This is a genomic window from Micromonospora sp. NPDC005220 (genome assembly GCF_040607895.1).
Lineage (GTDB): Bacteria > Actinomycetota > Actinomycetes > Mycobacteriales > Micromonosporaceae > Micromonospora.
The window spans coordinates 21239-38340 of record NZ_JBEXHP010000022.1; the positions used below are offsets into that span (position 1 = coordinate 21239).

General features: G+C 73.1%; 21 protein-coding genes. 17 read left to right on the forward strand and 4 right to left on the reverse strand.

The window, feature by feature from the left end:
• Positions 1-69 precede the first annotated feature (69 nt).
• Together ABZU52_RS12345 and ABZU52_RS12350 are read left to right on the forward strand one after the other, a co-directional pair.
• Positions 70-1779, forward strand: a complete 1710-nt coding sequence (locus tag ABZU52_RS12345; protein WP_354971132.1) for an AAA family ATPase — start codon at positions 70-72, stop codon at positions 1777-1779.
• Positions 1780-1835: 56 nt separating this feature from the next.
• On the forward strand, positions 1836-2762 hold the full coding sequence (locus tag ABZU52_RS12350) for a DUF2567 domain-containing protein (protein ID WP_354971133.1): 927 nt from the start codon (positions 1836-1838) through the stop codon (positions 2760-2762).
• Here the strand turns inward: ABZU52_RS12350 and ABZU52_RS12355 are convergent.
• A complete protein-coding gene (locus ABZU52_RS12355) occupies positions 2677-3381 on the reverse strand; it encodes an LON peptidase substrate-binding domain-containing protein (RefSeq protein WP_354971134.1) in 705 nt (234 codons plus the stop codon). The genes ABZU52_RS12350 and ABZU52_RS12355 overlap by 86 nt on opposite strands.
• Before the next feature lie 106 nt (positions 3382-3487).
• Here ABZU52_RS12355 and hisD point away from each other — a divergent pair, with 106 nt between their 5' ends.
• The 12 genes from hisD to hisF all read left to right on the forward strand — a co-directional run bounded on the left by hisD (position 3488) and on the right by hisF (position 11865).
• Complete coding sequence (gene hisD / locus ABZU52_RS12360; protein ID WP_354971135.1) at positions 3488-4810, forward strand: histidinol dehydrogenase; 1323 nt, start codon at positions 3488-3490, stop codon at positions 4808-4810.
• Complete coding sequence (locus tag ABZU52_RS12365) at positions 4807-5895, forward strand: histidinol-phosphate transaminase (protein WP_354971136.1); 1089 nt, start codon at positions 4807-4809, stop codon at positions 5893-5895. The genes hisD and ABZU52_RS12365 overlap by 4 nt, the downstream gene beginning before the upstream one ends.
• A 97-nt stretch (positions 5896-5992) precedes the next feature.
• A complete protein-coding gene (gene hisB / locus ABZU52_RS12370; RefSeq protein WP_030334475.1) occupies positions 5993-6604 on the forward strand; it encodes an imidazoleglycerol-phosphate dehydratase HisB in 612 nt (203 codons plus the stop codon).
• Between the two features lie 117 nt (positions 6605-6721).
• Positions 6722-6892 carry a hypothetical protein gene (locus ABZU52_RS12375; protein ID WP_165435803.1) on the forward strand — a complete coding sequence of 57 codons (171 nt, stop codon included), beginning with the start codon at positions 6722-6724 and terminating at the stop codon, positions 6890-6892.
• Between the two features lie 13 nt (positions 6893-6905).
• Positions 6906-7538 (forward strand): imidazole glycerol phosphate synthase subunit HisH, encoded by a 633-nt coding sequence (hisH, locus tag ABZU52_RS12380; protein WP_354971137.1) that lies wholly within the window; start codon positions 6906-6908, stop codon positions 7536-7538.
• Between the two features lie 36 nt (positions 7539-7574).
• Positions 7575-7898 (forward strand): hypothetical protein, encoded by a 324-nt coding sequence (locus ABZU52_RS12385; RefSeq protein ID WP_354971138.1) that lies wholly within the window; start codon positions 7575-7577, stop codon positions 7896-7898.
• 14 nt (positions 7899-7912) lie between these two features.
• Positions 7913-8638 (forward strand): bifunctional 1-(5-phosphoribosyl)-5-((5-phosphoribosylamino)methylideneamino)imidazole-4-carboxamide isomerase/phosphoribosylanthranilate isomerase PriA, encoded by a 726-nt coding sequence (gene priA, locus ABZU52_RS12390; protein WP_354971139.1) that lies wholly within the window; start codon positions 7913-7915, stop codon positions 8636-8638.
• Positions 8635-9024 carry a RidA family protein gene (locus tag ABZU52_RS12395; protein ID WP_350861187.1) on the forward strand — a complete coding sequence of 130 codons (390 nt, stop codon included), beginning with the start codon at positions 8635-8637 and terminating at the stop codon, positions 9022-9024. The genes priA and ABZU52_RS12395 overlap by 4 nt, the downstream gene beginning before the upstream one ends.
• 80 nt (positions 9025-9104) lie before the next feature.
• Complete coding sequence (locus ABZU52_RS12400) at positions 9105-9551, forward strand: MarR family transcriptional regulator (protein WP_030334465.1); 447 nt, start codon at positions 9105-9107, stop codon at positions 9549-9551.
• A gap of 5 nt (positions 9552-9556) precedes the next feature.
• On the forward strand, positions 9557-9988 hold the full coding sequence (locus tag ABZU52_RS12405) for an organic hydroperoxide resistance protein (RefSeq protein WP_354971140.1): 432 nt from the start codon (positions 9557-9559) through the stop codon (positions 9986-9988).
• A 46-nt stretch (positions 9989-10034) separates the two neighbouring features.
• Positions 10035-11030 (forward strand): NADP-dependent oxidoreductase, encoded by a 996-nt coding sequence (locus ABZU52_RS12410; protein ID WP_354971141.1) that lies wholly within the window; start codon positions 10035-10037, stop codon positions 11028-11030.
• A gap of 76 nt (positions 11031-11106) precedes the next feature.
• Complete coding sequence (gene hisF / locus ABZU52_RS12415) at positions 11107-11865, forward strand: imidazole glycerol phosphate synthase subunit HisF (RefSeq protein ID WP_354971142.1); 759 nt, start codon at positions 11107-11109, stop codon at positions 11863-11865.
• A gap of 184 nt (positions 11866-12049) precedes the next feature.
• On the opposite strand, the gene ABZU52_RS12420 is transcribed toward hisF, so the two are convergent.
• Positions 12050-12298, reverse strand: coding sequence for a hypothetical protein (locus ABZU52_RS12420; RefSeq protein ID WP_354971143.1), 249 nt, complete (start codon positions 12296-12298; stop codon positions 12050-12052).
• A gap of 174 nt (positions 12299-12472) precedes the next feature.
• On the opposite strand from ABZU52_RS12420, the gene ABZU52_RS12425 reads away from it, so the two are divergent.
• Both ABZU52_RS12425 and ABZU52_RS12430 read left to right on the forward strand, forming a co-directional pair.
• Positions 12473-13690, forward strand: coding sequence for a helix-turn-helix transcriptional regulator (locus ABZU52_RS12425; RefSeq protein WP_354971144.1), 1218 nt, complete (start codon positions 12473-12475; stop codon positions 13688-13690).
• A gap of 11 nt (positions 13691-13701) precedes the next feature.
• Entirely contained in the window at positions 13702-14244 is a 543-nt protein-coding gene (locus ABZU52_RS12430) for a GNAT family N-acetyltransferase (RefSeq protein ID WP_354971145.1), read from the forward strand.
• A gap of 43 nt (positions 14245-14287) precedes the next feature.
• On the opposite strand, the gene ABZU52_RS12435 is transcribed toward ABZU52_RS12430, so the two are convergent.
• Both ABZU52_RS12435 and ABZU52_RS12440 read right to left on the reverse strand, forming a co-directional pair.
• Positions 14288-14749 carry a hypothetical protein gene (locus ABZU52_RS12435; RefSeq protein ID WP_354971146.1) on the reverse strand — a complete coding sequence of 154 codons (462 nt, stop codon included), beginning with the start codon at positions 14747-14749 and terminating at the stop codon, positions 14288-14290.
• A 102-nt stretch (positions 14750-14851) separates the two neighbouring features.
• Entirely contained in the window at positions 14852-15553 is a 702-nt protein-coding gene (locus ABZU52_RS12440) for a hypothetical protein (RefSeq protein WP_354971147.1), read from the reverse strand.
• Between the two features lie 59 nt (positions 15554-15612).
• Between ABZU52_RS12440 and ABZU52_RS12445 the strand changes: the two genes are divergently transcribed.
• Complete coding sequence (locus ABZU52_RS12445) at positions 15613-17067, forward strand: PLP-dependent aminotransferase family protein (RefSeq protein ID WP_354971148.1); 1455 nt, start codon at positions 15613-15615, stop codon at positions 17065-17067.
• Positions 17068-17102 lie beyond the last annotated feature (35 nt).

A 17102-nucleotide genomic window follows, 5' to 3' on the forward strand; every position in this document is an offset into this window, starting at 1 on the left:
CCCGGCTGGTGTGCGTTCTGAGGTGTGGTCCGAATAGGGTTGGGTTCGTAGCCTGTCAGACGGAGATCGATGGCGCTGGGAGGGCGGGCCGTGGAGGGCAGTGAGACCGGCTGGGGCCGGCCGGCCGAACCAGCGCCGCGGTGGCGCGCGTTGTTGGACCGTGCCCGGCTGGGCGGTCGCGGCGCGGAGCAGACCGAGCCGGAACGGCGCGCCGATGAGCCGCCGCCGGACCCGCTGCCACGGCGTGCCGCCCCCAACGGCTACGCCGGGCGGGCACCCGCCATCGGGCATCCGGCCGATTTGTCGTACGGCGCCGAGCCCGGTTACCGGGCCGAGGCGACCTACCGGGTCGACCCCGCCTACCGGGCCGAACCCGGTTACCGGGCCGAGCCGGACTATCGGGCTGACCCCGCCTACCGGGCTGAACCCGCGTACCGGGCCGAGCCGGACTATCGGGCGGAGCCGGCGTACCGGGCCGAGCCGGGCTACCGCGCTGAGCCGGCGTACCGGGCCGAGCCGGGCTACCGCGCTGAGCCGGCGTACCGGGCCGAGCCGGGCTACCGCGCTGAGCCCGGCTACCCCGCCACGCCGGGTTATCGGGCCGAGCCGGACTATCCGGCCGAGCCGGACTACCGGGCCGAGCCGACGTACCGGGCCGATCCCGAGCCGCCGGCACGCGGTCCCGACCCGGTCCCGTCGCGCTACGCGTTGCTGGACAATGGCTACCGACCGGGAGACCCGCCGGTGGAGTCGCGGTACGCCCTGCTGGAGACCGGCTACCAGCCGGAGACCGGCTACCCAACGGCCCCGCCCTCGCCCGTCGCCCCGCCGCCCGCACTGCCGGTCCCACCGCCACCCGCGCCGCCGGTCGCCGCGCCGGTCCCGCCGCCACCCGCCCCGGCGGTCGGCTCGGCGGTCGCCGAACGTGCCTACCCGGCCCGGATCGAGTGGCGCCCACCGGCCGTCGACCCGGAGCAGGAGCGCGCCAACGGGGTGCTCCAGCGGGACCTGGGCACGCCCCGGGTGTTCGCCTTCGCCAACCCCAAGGGCGGGGTGCACAAGACGACCGCCACCGTGCTCGCCGCGGCGACGGTCGGCAGCGTCCGCGGCAAGGGCGTGCTGGCCTGGGACGACAACGAGCTGCGCGGCACCCTCGGCCTGCGCGCCGGCAGCGCCCGGCACGCCCGGACGATCCGGCACCTGGTCAGCGAACTGGCCCAGATCGAGATCCTGGAGGGCGCGACCCTGCTGGACCGGCTGGACGACTACCTGCGGCACGCCTCCGACGGTTCGTACGACGTGCTGGCCGGCGAGGAGAGCCCGCGCTTCGCCCAGCGACTGGACCAGTTCACCGTCCGCCGTGTGCTGGAGTTGCTGCGGCGTACCCACGACGTGGTCTGTGTGGACACCGGCAACAACGTGGAGAGCCCCAACTGGCGCACGGTGATGCAGGCCGCCGACCAGTTGGTGGTGACCACCGTGCCCCGGGAGGACGCGGCGTTCAGCGCGGACTGGATGCTCGACCTGCTGCACGAGGAGGGCATGGGCGAGTTGGCGGACAACGCGATCACCCTGATCTCCTGCCCGACCCCGGGTCGCTCGACGCTCCAGGACGACCTGGAGCGGCACTTCGCCACCCGGACCCGTGGGGTGGCCGTCGTGCCGTACGACCCGGCCTTGGAGACCGGGTCGTCGATCGAGTACCACCAACTCCAGCCGGAGACCCGGCAGGCGTGGCTGCGGGCGGCGGCGATGATGGTGGAGCCGTTCGCCCGGTGAGCTTGTCTGCCGCCACCGGAGCCCCGGCCTCGCGCCGGGCCTGAGAGGATCATCGGGTGAGCCCGGACAACCCCGACAGTGAGCGGCCCGCCGACGAGCCCGACCGCACCGCGCCACCCCGGACGTCCGACCCGACGCCGTCGCCGGCCGAGCCTTCGGCCGACCTGACGCCGTCGCCGGCCGAGCCTTCGGCCGACCTGAGGCCGTCGCCGGCCGAGCCTTCGGCCGGCGCACCGCCGGACTCCGTCGGGCCGACCGGGCCGCCACCGGGCGGGTTCGACCCGGGCGACGTCCCCGCCTCGGCGGCGTACCAGAGCTCGCTGGAGCTTCGGTTCGACGAGCCGCGACGTCCGCTGCGTGCCCTGGCGACGGTGCTGGGCGCCGTGCTCGCGCTGGCCGCGCTGGGGGTCCCGCTCGGGCTGCTCTGGGCCGCGCTCGCGCCGGACACCCCGGTGCTCAAGACCGCCGAGGGGGCGATCTACGCCGAGCCGCAACCGGAGCAGCCGATCGCCGCCGACGGCTGGTTCAGCCTGCTCGGGCTCGCGTTCGGGCTGCTGGTGGCGCTCGCCCTGTGGTTCGTGCTCCGTCGGCGGCGCGGCCCGGTCGGGCTGCTCGCCGCGGTGCTCGGCACGCTCGCCGCCGCGCCGGTGGCCTGGCAGGTGGGACGGCGGATCGGGCTGGCCACCTTCGACCGGTTGCTGGCGACCGCCCCGGCCGGGCAGGCCTTCAGCAAACCCGCCGACCTGCGGGCCGGTGGGGTGGACTGGCTGCTCGGCGTGCTGCCGGTGCCGCACGGCAACCTGCTGCTGCCGGCGTTCGGGGCCGCGGTCATGTACACCCTGCTGGCCGGCTGGTCGCGGTGGCCGGGGCTGCGCCCGGAGCCCGAGCCGGGGGAGTTCAGTTGGGTGTCGGCGGGGTCGCCAGCTCCGCCAGCGGCACCGGAACCGCCCGCACCTGACGCAGCAGAGCCGCCTCGCGGTTGAGCAGCCGCAGCTCGGCGCGGAGCCGGGACGCGGTGTCGTCGATCGCCAGCAGCCGTTGCCGGTCGTCGACGGTGAGCGCCGCGGTCGCCGCCACCAGGTGCGAGAGCACCGTCGGGTCCTCCGGCAGCTGCTCGGAGATCTCCTCCGGGTCGGCGCGGATCAGGCCGAGGTACTGCCGGAACACCGCGATCACCCGGGCGGCCAGCAGGTCGGCCACCTCGTCCGGGCCGCCCGGGTCGGGCAGCCACTCGACGTCGGCGGTCAGGTAGGGCTCGGCGCTGGCGTCGACCTCGGCGATCCGGAACCGTCGGCGGCCAACCGTGACGATGTCGAAACCACCGTCGGCCAGCTCGGTCACCTGGCGCAGCTCGGCGGTGCAGCCCACCTCGTGCAGGGTGACCTCGCCGACACTCGGCGTCGGTCGGGCGCCGGGACCGGCGGGCGCGACCTCCCAGCCGGCCTGGATGGCCACCACGCCGAATTCACGTGGGGCGCCCTCGGGCAGGCCGACCAGGTGTCGGACCAGCGCCCGGTAGCGCTCCTCGAAGATGTGCAGCGGCAGCACCAACCCGGGAAAGAGCACCGTTGCGAGCGGGAACACCGGCAGCCGTGCGGTCACATGGTCGAGCCTAACCAATCTCGCCGCCGAGGGCGTGGCCTGGCTCACCGTCCCGGCGGGCGGGCGGCTCGGGTGGACGTCGGGCCGGCCGCCTAGACTCGCAAGGGTGTTGAATCGGATCGACCTGCGCGACGGTCTTGGCGACCCGCGCCGCCTGCTGCCCCGTGCCCAGCTCGACGTGTCCGTCGCCGTCGAGCGCATCCGGCCCCTGGTGGAGGCGGTCCGTGAGCATGGGTACCCGGCGATCCAGGAGGCGAGCGTTCGGTTCGACGGCATCTCCCCGGAGGTGCTGCGGGTGCCGGTCGAGGCGATCACCGAGGCGGAGGGCGTGCTCGACCCGGCGGTGCGTGCCGCGCTGCTGGAGTCCATCGCCCGGGCCCGTCGGGTGCACGCCGACCAGCGGCGCACCGACCACACCACCCAGGTGGTTCCCGGCGGCACGGTCACCGAGCGGTGGCTGCCGGTCGACCGGGTCGGCCTCTACGTGCCCGGCGGCCTGGCGATGTACCCGTCGACGGTGGTGATGAACGTGGTGCCCGCCCAGGCGGCCGGGGTGCGCTCGCTGGTGGTGGTCAGCCCGCCGCAGAAGGACAACGGCGGCCTGCCCGACGCCCGGGTGCTCGCCGCGTGCGCGTTGCTCGGCGTCGACGAGGTGTACGCCGTGGGCGGGGCCCAGGCGGTGGCGATGCTGGCCTACGGCGCGGCGGTGGACCCAGCGGGTGAGCTGCGGTGCGATCCCGTCGACCTGATCACCGGTCCCGGCAACATCTGGGTGACCGCCGCCAAGCGGCTGCTGCGCGGCGTGGTCGGCATCGACGCCGAGGCCGGGCCGACCGAGATCGCCATCCTGGCCGACGACACGGCCGACCCGGCGCACCTGGCCGCCGACCTGATCAGTCAGGCCGAGCATGACCCGCTCGCCGCGAGCGTGCTGGTCACCCCGTCGGTGGCGCTGGTCGAGGCGGTCGAGGCGGAGTTGGCCCGGCAGGTGCCGGCGACCAAGCACTCCGAGCGGGTCAGTACGGCGCTGACCGGTGAGCAGAGCGGCGTGGTCCTGGTCGACGACCTGGAGGCGGGGCTGCGGGTGGTCGACGCGTACGCGGCCGAGCACCTGGAGATCCAGACGGTCGACGCCCGGGAGTGGGCGCTGCGGGTCCGCAACGCCGGGGCGATCTTCGTGGGCGCCTGGTCACCGGTGTCGCTCGGCGACTACTGCGCCGGCTCCAACCACGTGCTGCCCACCGGCGGCTGCGCCCGGCACTCCTCCGGCCTGTCCGTGCAGTCCTTCCTGCGCGGCGTGCACCTGATCGAATACACCGAGGCGGCGCTGCGCGACGTGGCCCCGCACGTGGTCACCCTGGCCAACGTGGAGGACCTGCCCGCGCACGGCCAGGCGGTCCAGGCCCGATTCCCGGGAGGGCCGGCATGACCTCGCTCGATGATCTGCCGCTCCGGGCCGACCTGCGGGGGCTGTCGCCGTACGGGGCGCCGCAACTGGACGTGCCGGTGCGGCTCAACACCAACGAGAATTCCCACCCGGTGCCGGAGCCGGTGGTCGAGGCGATCGGCAAGGCGCTCGCGGCCGAGCTGCGCGAGCTGAACCGCTACCCGGACCGGGACGCGGTGGCGCTCCGCGCCGACCTGGCCGACTATCTCGGGCACGGGCTCACCGTCGAGCAGGTGTGGGCGGCCAACGGCTCCAACGAGATCCAGCAGCAACTGCTCCAGGCGTTCGGCGGGCCGGGGCGCACCGCGCTCGGCTTCGTCCCGGCGTACTCGATGCATCCGCTGCTGGCCCTCGGCACCAGCACCCGGTGGGTGCCCGCCGAGCGCGGCGTCGACTTCGGGTTGACCGCCGAGGAGGCGGTCGCCCAGGTTCGTGAGCACCAGCCGGACGTGGTCTTCCTCTGCTCGCCGAACAACCCCACCGGCACGGCACTGGACCCGGCGGTGATCGCCGCGGTGCTCGACGTCGCGCCCGGCATGGTGGTCGTCGACGAGGCGTACGCCGAGTTCGCCCGGCCCGGGACGGTCAGCGCCCTCGCGGTGCTGCCCGGCCACCCGCGGCTGGTGGTCACCCGGACGATGAGCAAGGCGTTCGGGTTCGCCGGCGGCCGGCTGGGTTACCTGGCCGCCGACCCGGCGGTGGTGCAGGCGGTGCAGCTCGTCCGTCTGCCGTACCACCTCTCCGCGCTCACCCAGGCCGCCGCACGCGCGGCGGTGGCCCACCGCGATGCCCTCCTCGGTACGGTGAGCGCGATCATGGCGCAGCGGGACCGGATCGTAGCGACGCTGCGCGAGCGGGGGTTCCGGGTCGCCGACAGCGACGCCAACTTCGTGCTCTTCGAGGTGGGCGGCGACCAGACCATCGTCTGGAACGCCCTGCTGGCGCAGGGGGTGCTGGTCCGTGACGTCGGCCTGCCCGGCTGGCTGCGGGTGACCGCCGGCACCGCCGCCGAGACCGACGCCTTCCTTTCCGCAATGGAGACTGTGCGACGGGAGCGCGAGGAGTGAGCTCGCGAGCCCCGCAGTCGCGACCGAGAGGTCCGGTGAGCGCGAGGAGTGAGCCGGTGTTGCGAGCCCCGCAGTCGTGAACGAAAGGTTGCACAGCATGAGCCGGACCGCCCGGGTGGAGCGGATCACCAAGGAGACCAAGGTCCTCGTCGAGATCGACCTCGACGGCACCGGCGCCGCCGAGATCAGCACAGGCGTCGGCTTCTACGACCACATGCTGCACCAGATCGCCCGGCACGGCGGTTTCGACCTGACCGTGCGCACCGTGGGTGACCTGGAGATCGACGCGCACCACACGATCGAGGACACCGCGCTCGCGCTGGGCGCGGCGTTCGACCAGGCGCTGGGCGACAAGGCGGGCATCCGACGGTACGGCTCGGCGACCGTGCCGATGGACGAGGTGCTGGTCCGGGCCGCGGTGGACCTCTCCGGTCGGCCGTACGTGGTGCACGACGAGCCGGTGCTCGCCCCGTACATCGGTCCGGTCTACGCGACAAGCATGACCCGGCACATCTGGGAGTCCTTCGGCCAGGCGGCCCGGGTCACGCTGCACGTCGACGTGCTGCGGGCGGCCCGGCCGGGCGGTCACCCGGACGCGCACCACGTGGTGGAGGCGCAGTTCAAGGCGGTCTCCCGCGCGTTGCGCGAGGCCACCTCGATCGACCCGCGTTCCGCTGGCGCGATCCCGAGCACGAAGGGCGCTCTCTAATGAGCGCGAGGAGTGCAGCGCAGCGGAGCCCCGCAGTCGCGAATGGAAGGCAGCTCTGATGAGCGCGAGGAGTGCAGCGCAGCGGAGCCCCGCAGTCGCGAATGGAAGGCAGCTCTGATGGGTGCCGCGTTGCCGACGTTGTTGCTGATCCTGGCCGGGGTGCTGGTGGGTGGCACCTGGTCGCTCTACCGGCAGGGCGCGCCGAAGGCCGCCGTGCTGGTGACCGCGGCCCTCGCTGTGCTCGCCACGGTCGCCGGGGTGCTGCGGCTGCTGCCGGAGAACGGGTGATCGGGGTGACGGCATGAGTGATGTGGTGGTGCTCGACTACGGCTCGGGCAACCTGCGTTCGGCGGAGCGGGCGCTGGCCGCCGCCGGAGCGGATGTCCGGGTGACCGACGACCTGTCCGCCGCGGCTGCCGCTGATGGTCTGGTGGTGCCGGGTGTGGGCGCGTACGCGGCGTGCATGGCGGGGATCGAGGCGCTGGGCGCCGGCCCGGTGATCGCCGAGCGGGTGGCTGCTGGCCGGCCGGTGCTCGGCATCTGCGTGGGCATGCAGGTGCTCTTCGAGCACGGTGACGAGCACGGCGTGGTGACCAAGGGGCTGGGGCTGCTGCCCGGCGGGGTGACCCGGCTGGCCGCCACCCGGTTGCCGCACATGGGCTGGAACACGGTGCGGGCTCCCCGGGAGTCGGTGCTGTTCGCCGGGTTGTCGGAGCAGAGCCGGTTCTACTTCGTCCACTCGTACGCGATGGGCGACCCGGCGGCGCTGGCCGCTGCCGGTGCCACGGTGACCACCGCCCACCACGACACGGATTTCGTCGCGGCGGTGGAGCGCGGCCCGTTGTCGGCGGCCCAGTTCCACCCGGAGAAGTCCGCCGACACCGGTGCCGCGTTGCTGCGCAACTGGCTCGCCACGTTGCCCAGCGGTGGCTGAGCGCCGTCGCGCGACGCCCGACCGGTGGGCGTCGCGGTGAGCCGGGAGCGTGCCCGTCGGCGGGCGGAGCGGGAGGCCGAGCAGGCCCGGGAGCGGGCGATCCGGCAGCGCCAGGTGGCTCGCCGGCAGCGCCGTCGTGCGGTGGTCCGCGGGTTGACGCCGCGGCTGCGGCGGGGTCGCTCCGGGCGGCTGGCCCGGCACACTCGGGGTGAGCGGGCGGCGATCGTGCTGCTCACCGGCGCGGCGTTGATCCTGATCTGGTCGTTCGTCGACAACCTGGCGTTGCGTATCGCGCTGATCGTGCTCTTGCTGCTCGTACTGCCGGCGATCGTGGTGATCGCCCTGGACCGTCGTACCTGATCGAGGAGAAGACCTTGAGCCTCACCCTGTTACCCGCCGTGGATGTCGCTGACGGGCGGGCCGTCCGGCTCGTTCAGGGCGCCCTCGGAAGCGAGAGCATCTACGGCGACCCGTTGGACGCGGCGCTGGCCTGGCAGCAGGACGGCGCGGAGTGGATCCACCTGGTCGATCTGGACGCGGCGTTCGGTCGGGGCACCAACGCGCACCTGCTCGCGGAGGTGGTGCGCCAGTTGGACGTGAAGGTGGAACTCTCCGGGGGCATCCGGGATGACGAGTCGTTGCGCGCGGCGCTGGGCACCGGGGCGGCCCGGGTGAACATCGGGACGGCCGCCCTGGAGGATCCGGTCTGGTGTGACCGGGTGGTCGCGGAGTACGGCGACCGGGTTGCCATCGGGCTGGACGTGCGGGGTAACACCCTGTCGGCGCGGGGGTGGACCCGGGACGGCGGTGACCTGTACGAGGTGCTGGAGCGGTTGGACAAGGCGGGCGCGAGCCGGTACGTGGTCACCGACATCACCAAGGACGGCACCATGCGCGGGCCGAACCTGGATCTGCTGCGCGAGGTGTGCGCCCGGACCGACCGGCCGGTGATCGCCTCCGGCGGCGTGTCGACCCTGGACGACCTGCGGGCGTTGGCGACGCTGGAGTCGGCCGGGGTGGAGGGCGTGATCGCCGGTAAGGCCCTCTACGCGGGTGCCTTCACGGTGGCCGAGGCGCTGCGGACGCTGGCCGAGGCGTGACGGCCACCCGGCTCGGGTCGGGTGGCCCGTGGGAGCAGCGCTACGGCTACTCCCGGGTGGTCCGGGCCGGTGAGCGGGCCTGGACGGCCGGTTGCACGGCAACGGTGGACGGCCGGGTGGTGCACGTCGGTGACGCCGCCGCGCAGACCGCGCAGGCGCTGCGGATCGGGTTGGCCGCACTGGCCGAGGTGGGTGCCGAGCCGGGCGATGTGGTCCGGACCAGGATGTACGTGACGGATCGGCTGCACGCCGACGAGGTGGGTCGGGCGCACAACGCGGTCTTCGGCGCGGTCCGCCCGGCGGCGACCCTGGTGGTGGTGGCCGGTCTGCTGGATCCGGAGCACCTGGTCGAGGTGGAGTTGGAGGCGTACCTCGGCGATCGCTGAGGTACGTGCCCGCGCGGCCTGCTGGTCGCTCCACGGACAGATAAGTTGTGCACAACTTAATTGTGGGCTACGGTTCGGTGGTGACCGATGACCTGGTGCTGCGCCGGCAGGTGTGCTTCGCGCTCTACGCCGCGTCGCGCGCCCTGACCGACGTCTACCGGCCGATCCTCGACGAGGTCGGGTTGACCTACCCGCAGTACCTGGTGCTGCTGGTGCTCTGGGAGCGTCCCGACGACGCCCCCACGGTGTCCGAGCTGGGCGCCGAGCTGCGGCTGGACTCCGGCACGCTCTCACCGCTGCTCAAGCGGCTGGAGGGGGCCGGCCTGGTGGTGCGGCGGCGATCAGCCCGCGACGAGCGCCGGGTCGAGGTGGGCCTCACCGAGCAGGGCCGGGCACTGCGCGAGCAGCTCTGCGACGTCCCGTTGCGGATCGCGCAGGCCACCGGGCTGGGCCTCGGCGAGCTGGTCGCGCTGCGCGACACCCTCACCCGGGTCACCGACACCATCCACCGACAGAAGGAGCAGTGACCATCATGCAGGTTCTCTACACCGCGTCCGCGACCGCCACCGGCGACGGCCGGGACGGCCACGTCGAGACCTCCGACGGCACGGTAGCGCTCGACCTGGCCGTGCCGAAGGAGATGGGCGGCGCCGGTGGCGCGGCCAACCCCGAGCAGCTCTTCGCCGCCGGCTACGCGGCCTGCTTCCACAGCGCGCTGCGGGTGGTGGCCCGACGGGCCAAGGCCGACGTGACCGGTTCCGTGGTCGACGCCGAGGTGGGCATCGGCCCGAACGGCAGCGGCGGCTTCGGGCTCACCGTGCAGCTCGTCGTCGACCTGCCCGCCGTCGCCCGCGACGCCGCCGAGCAGCTCGTCGAGCAGGCCCACCAGGTCTGCCCGTACTCCAACGCGACCCGCGGCAACATCGACGTCACGCTCACCGTCCGCGAGACCCTGGCCGCCTGACGCCGCGGACCTGGACCTCACCCGCCGACGAGAGGACGACCACCCGATGACCAGCAACCGTGAGATCCACCTGGCCAGCCGCCCCGAGGGCTGGCCCACCGAAGACACCTTCCGGCTCGTCGAGACCGACGTCCCGACGCCCGGACCGGGCCAAATCGTGGTCCGCAACCAGTTCATGTCCGTCGACCCGTACATGCGCGGACGGATGAACGACGTCAAGTCGTACGTCCCGCCGTTCGCCCTCGACGCCCCGCTCGACGGGGCCGCGATCGGCGAGGTGGTGGCCAGCGAGTCGGCCGACATCGCGGTCGGCGACACCGTGCTGCACGGGCTGGGCTGGCGGGAGTACGCGCTGCTCGACGCCGCCGCCGCCCGCCCCGTCGACCCGAGCATCGCTCCGGTCAGCGCGTACCTGAGCGTGCTCGGCATGACCGGGCTGACCGCGTACGCCGGGCTGCTGGAGGTGGCCGCGATGAAGCCCGGCGAGACGGTCTTCGTCTCCGCCGCGGCCGGCGCGGTGGGCAGCCTGGTCGGTCAGATCGCCAAGCTCAAGGGCGCCGCCCGGGTGATCGGCAGCGCCGGCTCGCCGGCCAAGGTCGAGCGGCTGCGGGCGCTGGGCTTCGACGCCGCCTTCGACTACCACGACGGGGTCCGCGAGTCGCTGCGGGCGGCCGCCCCGGACGGCGTCGACGTCTACTTCGACAACGTCGGCGGCGACCACCTGGAAGCGGCGATCTCGGCCATGAACCTGCACGGTCGGGTCGCCATCTGCGGCATGATCGGGCAGTACAACGCCACCGAGCCGCCGGCCGCGCCGCGCAACCTGGCGCTGGTCATCGGCAAGCGGCTCACCCTGCGCGGCTTCCTGGTCAACGACCACAACCACCTGCGGGCCGACTTCGTCCGCGACGTCGCGGGCTGGCTGCGCGACGGCTCGCTGTCCTACGACGAGACGATCGTGGACGGCATCGAGAACGCCCCGGCCGCGTTCCTCGGTCTGCTGCGGGGCGACAACCTCGGCAAGATGCTCGTCCGAGTGTGAATTTCGATCCGACGCGCGGCGGTGGCCGGCCTCACAGGTCGGTCATCGCCGCTCGTGCGGAGGATAGGCTCGCGGCATGACGGTGGCGGTACGGGTGATCCCCTGTCTGGACGTGGACGCCGGGCGGGTGGTCAAGGGGGTCAACTTCCTCGACCTGCGGGACGCTGGCGACCCGGTGGAGTTGGCCGCCGCGTACGACCGGGCCGGCGCGGACGAGTTGACCTTCCTCGACGTCACCGCGTCCTCCAGCGACCGGGGCACCATGCTCGACGTGGTGCGCCGCACCGCCGAGTCGGTGTTCATCCCGCTCACCGTCGGCGGCGGGGTCCGGCAGGTCGCCGACGTGGACACGCTGCTGCGCGCCGGGGCGGACAAGGTGGGCGTGAACACCGCCGCCATCGCCCGTCCGGAGCTGATCGCCGAGATCGCCGACCGGTTCGGCCGGCAGGTGCTTGTACTCTCCCTCGACGTGCGCCGTGCCGCGACCGGAAGCGGTTTCGAGGTCACCACGCACGGCGGTCGGCGCGGCACCGGCATCGACGCGGTGGACTGGGCGCGGCGGGGCGCCGAGTTGGGCGCGGGGGAGATCCTGCTCAACTCGATGGACGCCGACGGCACCAAGGCGGGCTTCGACCTGGAGCTGATCGCCGCGGTACGAGCGGTCGTGGACGTGCCGGTGGTGGCCAGTGGCGGCGCCGGCGAGGTGGCCCACTTTCCGCCCGCGATCGGCGCCGGCGCGGACGCGGTGCTCGCCGCCAGCGTCTTCCACTTCGGCGAGCTGACCGTGGCCGAGGTCAAGGACGCGCTGCGCGGCAGCGGCCACCCGGTGCGCTAGCCAGGCGGGGCCTCCGCCCGCGCCGGGCCCAGGTGGTACGCGTCGTGCGCGATCAGATTCGCGAACGCTCCCGCCCATGCCCAGCACCGGGCGCAGGTGCCGCAGATGGGGCATCGCCCGTGTCGCTGCTCATGCTCGGCCAGAACCCGCCACCATCGGGCCAGTTGCTCCGGGCTGGGCGCACTCACCGGGTTCCATCCGTGTTCGCGTGGATCGCAGCGACCGGCACCTGCGCCTCGAAGCACCACCCGCGGGCACAATCCGGTACGGGGCCAGCGCACGTGTGCCCCCGCAACCGCACCATGCCGCCGACATGCTGCGGGTCCACCACCACCGCCCACACCAGTTCGTCGCGGTTGGTCGGATTCGGGCTGATCTCCCACGCCAGCAGGTGCAGCAGGGTGCCCGCAGGAACCTGAAGGCTGTCGGTCATGTTCGGCTCCGAGGGCAAGGGGTGGACATCACCGGAAAGGCAGACACAGTTCCCGTCGATCCCGTCGGAAGCTGCTGCGCCAGATGGACTGATACGTCGAGCGTGGCCGATAAGCTGGGCCTACGGCAGGCGTGCGCGGTGTGCACACGCTCCTGCACACGCTGGGGGTCGGAGATGGACACCTTCGGGCAGCTACTCAGACGGCATCGCGAGAGCGCCGGGCTGTCCCTGCGGCAACTCGGTTCGCTCATCCACTTCCAGTACAGCCACATCGCTCAGGTGGAGCGTGGTGGACGCCGTCCCACCGACGCGCTGGCCGCGGCCTGCGATCGGGCCTTGGACGCTGACGGCGCGCTCGTCGAGGCGTACCGGGCCGACCGTGCCGGTGCCACCGAGATGCACAGACGCACCATGCTGCGTGCCATGACCACCTTGGCCGCCGCCCCCGCCGTCGCACCTCTGGCAGGGTTCGAAGCCCTTCGTCACGGCCTCGGCGACGCGGTGACGCCCGACCACGACGAGTGGGAGCAGATCGCGGCCGAGTACGGCCACGGCTACTACCGGCAAGCCCGTCCCGCGCTGATGGCCCAGCTGAGAGCCGACCTGACCGTGCTGCAACACCAGGTCGTAGCCGACACTGGTAGGTGCCGACCTGGTCTCCTGCGGGCTGCCGCGCGCCTATCCGTCATCGTCGCGTTGAGCCTTGTCGCGTCGGGGCAGACCGTGATGGGTCGCCGCTGGTGGCAGACTGCCCATCGCGTTGCCGACGAATCCGGGGACACCGACACTCGAATGTTGGTGCGGGCGTGGGATGTGGTGAACGGCTGCTACGACGGACGCGGACCGTCGGCGGTCGTCGCCCTGTCGGACAAGGCATTGCCTCTGCTGGGCCGAGAGGCCACGTCGGCGGCGTGCGGGTTGCTCGCCGGCCGGTCCCAAGCCCTGTCGTTGGCCGGGCGGCATGCGGAGGCGGTGGCGACGGTGCGGCAACTCGCCGACCTAGCCCAGCAGCTACCAGCCGCGATCGCGGGCGACGTGGAGTCGTTGTGGGGGTGGCCGGAGCATCGGCTTCACCACACCGAATCGTGGGTGTACACGCACGCCGGCCGTCTGGTCGACGCGGAGGCCGCGCAGGAGCGGGCCCTGGACCTGTACCCGGCGTCGCAGGCGCGGTTACGTGCGCAGGTGCAACTGCATCAGGCTGCCCGGCTGATTCGGGGCGGGCACATTCCCGACGGGTTGCGGCATGCCGCCGACACCCTCGACGCGCTGCCAGTCCGCCTCCACAACCACCTGCTGCGGTCGGTGGCCACCCAGGTCACGGCTGCCGTACCCACTACCGAGCGGTCAAGGCCGGCGTTCGCGGATCTCGCCGACCGGGTTCGGGCCTAGGCTCATCCGCTATGCCGGTGACGTACAGCGTGCACACCGCCGAATCGGCCACGGTGGTGTTTCCGTCGCTGGTGCGTCTGTACGCGGTCGTCTACGCCGAGCCACCGTACGCCGAGGGACCGGAGCAGGTGGCCGGCTTCGCCGCTGGTTTGCCCGACGAGACGCGACGCGACGGGTTCACTCTCGTCGTTGCCGAGGACGGGGGCGTGCTGGTGGGTGCGGCGTACGGGTGGAGGTTGCCAGCCGGCCGTTGGTGGACGCGCGCCGACTCCGAGCCTTCTACTGATCTACGGGCCGCCGACAAGTTCGCGGTGATGGAGTGGATTGTGCATCCCGACCGGCGCGGTGCGGGCATCGGCGCGGAACTCATCCGTCGGCTCCTCGACGGGCGGCCCGAGCGGTGGGCAACCCTCGCGTCCAACCCGGCAGCACCGGCCCGTGCCGTCTACCAGCGCGCGGGATGGCAGCAGGTCGGCGGGTCAGCGATGCCCGACGGCACACCCATGCACCTGCTGGTCCTGCCGCTGCCCGTTGCGCCGGTCCGGCGTCGCTGATCCCCGGCCGCATCCGCCGCGCCGAGCATCGCGACGACAGAGGTCAGTGTCCGCCGGAGTGCCCCTCCGGTGACCGACGCGGGGTGGGGATCGACCGGACGGCGTACTCCTGCACGGCAGCCGCGTGGTCGGCCTCGTCCAGAACCCAGTCTGCGCTGCCCGGCGCGTGCCGGCGGGTCAACACACCCTGCACGGTGTCCACCATGGTCGCCACACCCGCGCGCGGCCGGGTACGCCAGAGCTGCTCACCCTCGGCGGTGATCCGGAACCAACCGTCGGCGACGCTGACCAGCCCGGCGCCGACCAGCCGCTGGACCGCGGCCTCCACCTCGTGCCGCTGCGGGATCGCGTGGTTGAGGTGGTCGGCGGTGGAGAGCACGTCGGTCAGGCGAACGCCCTCCGGCCGCCGGCTTGTCGCCGACCGACGGTGTCGTCCGGCGCCGCTCGCGATGACGAGCGACACGAAGATCCAGGCGTCCGTCCAGCGCCAACCGTTCTCCCCCATGCAGAGATGATGACGGCGCGCGTCGCGGAAGGGAACACCCACTCTCCAACCGGTGCGCAACGCCACCACCACGTACCGGTTCGCGGACGGTCGGTGAGGGGTTCAGCCGGCGGGGGTGGCCGGCGCGGCGTTACCCGCCGGCGGCACGACGCCCTCCGGCCCGGCGCCCTCCGGCCCGGCGCCCTCCGGCATGGCGCCCTCCGGCACGGCGAACAGCGGGATGAAGAACTGGGCCAACGGACCGATGGCCAACGCGTACGCGACGGTGCCCACGCCGACGGTGCCGCCGAGCAGCCATCCCAGCGCCAGCACGGTGACCTCGATGACGGTGCGCACCAGCCGCACCGACCGGCCGGGTCGGCGGGCCACGTACCCGGTCATCAGGCCGTCGCGGGGGCCGGGCCCCAACCGGGCGCCGAGGTAGAGAGCGGTGGCGGCGCCGTTGGCGACGATCCCGATGATCAGCAGCGCGATCCGTACGCTGAGCGGGCCACCCGCGGGCAGCAGGGCCAGTGTGGCGTCCACGACCAGGCCGATCACCACGACGTTGCTGACCGTGCCGAGGCCGGGTCGCTGTCGCAGCGGGATCCAGAGCAGCAGGACCAGCGCGCCGACGCCGATGGTGACCGTGCCGAAGGAGAGCCCGGTCAGGTCGGAAAGCCCCTGGTGGAACACGTCCCACGGGTCGAGGCCCAGGTGGGAGCGGATCATCAGGGCCATGCTGACGCCGTAGAGCGCAAGCCCGAGGTAGAGCTGGACCAGCCGTCGAACCGGTCGGTGCCGCAGATTGCCAAGCAGTGCCATGCATGCCACCCTAGGGGCCAATCCTCGCCGAGGAAGAAGCCAATATCCGAGGAGTGGCTATGACTGGGCAGGTGCGCGGCGTCCAATTGGCCCGTCTGCTCGGGCAGTGGCATGCCTTGCCGGGCCGCAGGCGCAGCCCTGACTACGCCGCGCTGGCCGGCTCGGTGCGCGGGCTGCTGGCCGACGGTCGGCTGCCGCTGGGCGTCCGCCTGCCGGCCGAACGGGAGCTGGCCGAGGCGCTCCGGATCAGCCGGACCACTGTCACCGCCGCCTACCGGCAGCTCCGCGAGACCGGGCACCTGGCCAGTCGCCGGGGCGCCGGCAGCTGGACGATGCTGCCCGGCAACCACCGGGTGGCCAGCACCGGCCTGTGGACGCCGCTGGACGACCGGGAGATGCTCGACCTCGGCGTCGCCGCGCTGGCGGCCCCGCCCCAACTGCTGTCGGCCGCCCGAGCCGCCGCCGAGGACCTGCCCCGCTACTTGAGCGGGGCCGGCTACCACCCGACCGGCATCATCGAGCTGCGCGAGGCGGTGGCCGACGCGTACACCGCCCGGGGTCTGCCCACCTCGGCCGACCAGATCATGGTCACCAGCGGCACCCAGCACGCCCTGGATCTGGTGCTGCGGCTCGCCCTGGCCCCGGGCGGCACCGTGCTGGTCGAGTCCCCGACCTACCCCAACGCCCTCGCCGCGCTGGCCGGCCGGCGGGCCCGGATCACCACCCACGGTCTGGCCGCCGACGCCGGCTGGGAGCCCGACCTGCTGTTGGGCAGTCTCCGGCAGACCCGGCCCAAGCTGGCCTACCTGATTCCGGAGTTCCAGAACCCGACCGGGCACCTGATGCCCGCCCCGTTGCGCGAGCACGTGGTGGCCGCCGCGCACGCGGTCGGCACCGATCTGATCATCGACGAGTCCTTCGTGGACCTGTCGATGGATGGCACCGAGGTGCCGCCTCCGGTCGCCACCTACGACCGGCACAGTCGGGTGGTCAGCATCGGGGGGATGAGCAAACCCTACTGGGGTGGTCTGCGGATCGGCTGGGTGCGCGCGTCCGCGCCGCAGGTGCAGCGGCTGGCCGCCGTGCGGGTCGGGGTCGACATGGCCAGCCCGGTGCTGGACCAACTGGTCGCGGTACACCTGCTCGCTGACGCCGAGGCCATCGTCGCCGACCGTCGCGTCCAGCTGGCCGTGCAACGTGACGCCCTGCTCGGCGCGCTGGCGCACCGACTGCCGGAGTGGCGGGTCACCGTGCCACGCGGTGGCGTGACGCTCTGGGCCGAGTTGGACGGCCCGGTGTCGAGCGCGCTGGCCCGGGCCGCGGAGGAGGTCGGCGTACGGCTGGCACCCGGTCCCCGGTTCGGCCTGGACGGCACCCTGGAGCGCTTCCTGCGGCTGCCGTTCACCCTGCCGGCGGCGGACCTCGTGGAGGCGGTCGGGCGGATCGCGGCGATCCGTTACGACCTGGACCGGGCCGGCCGGCAGCGGTGGCGCGAGCCCGCCGTCATCGCCTGAGCGCCTCTCGGCCACGCAACGCCGGTGGCCCCGCA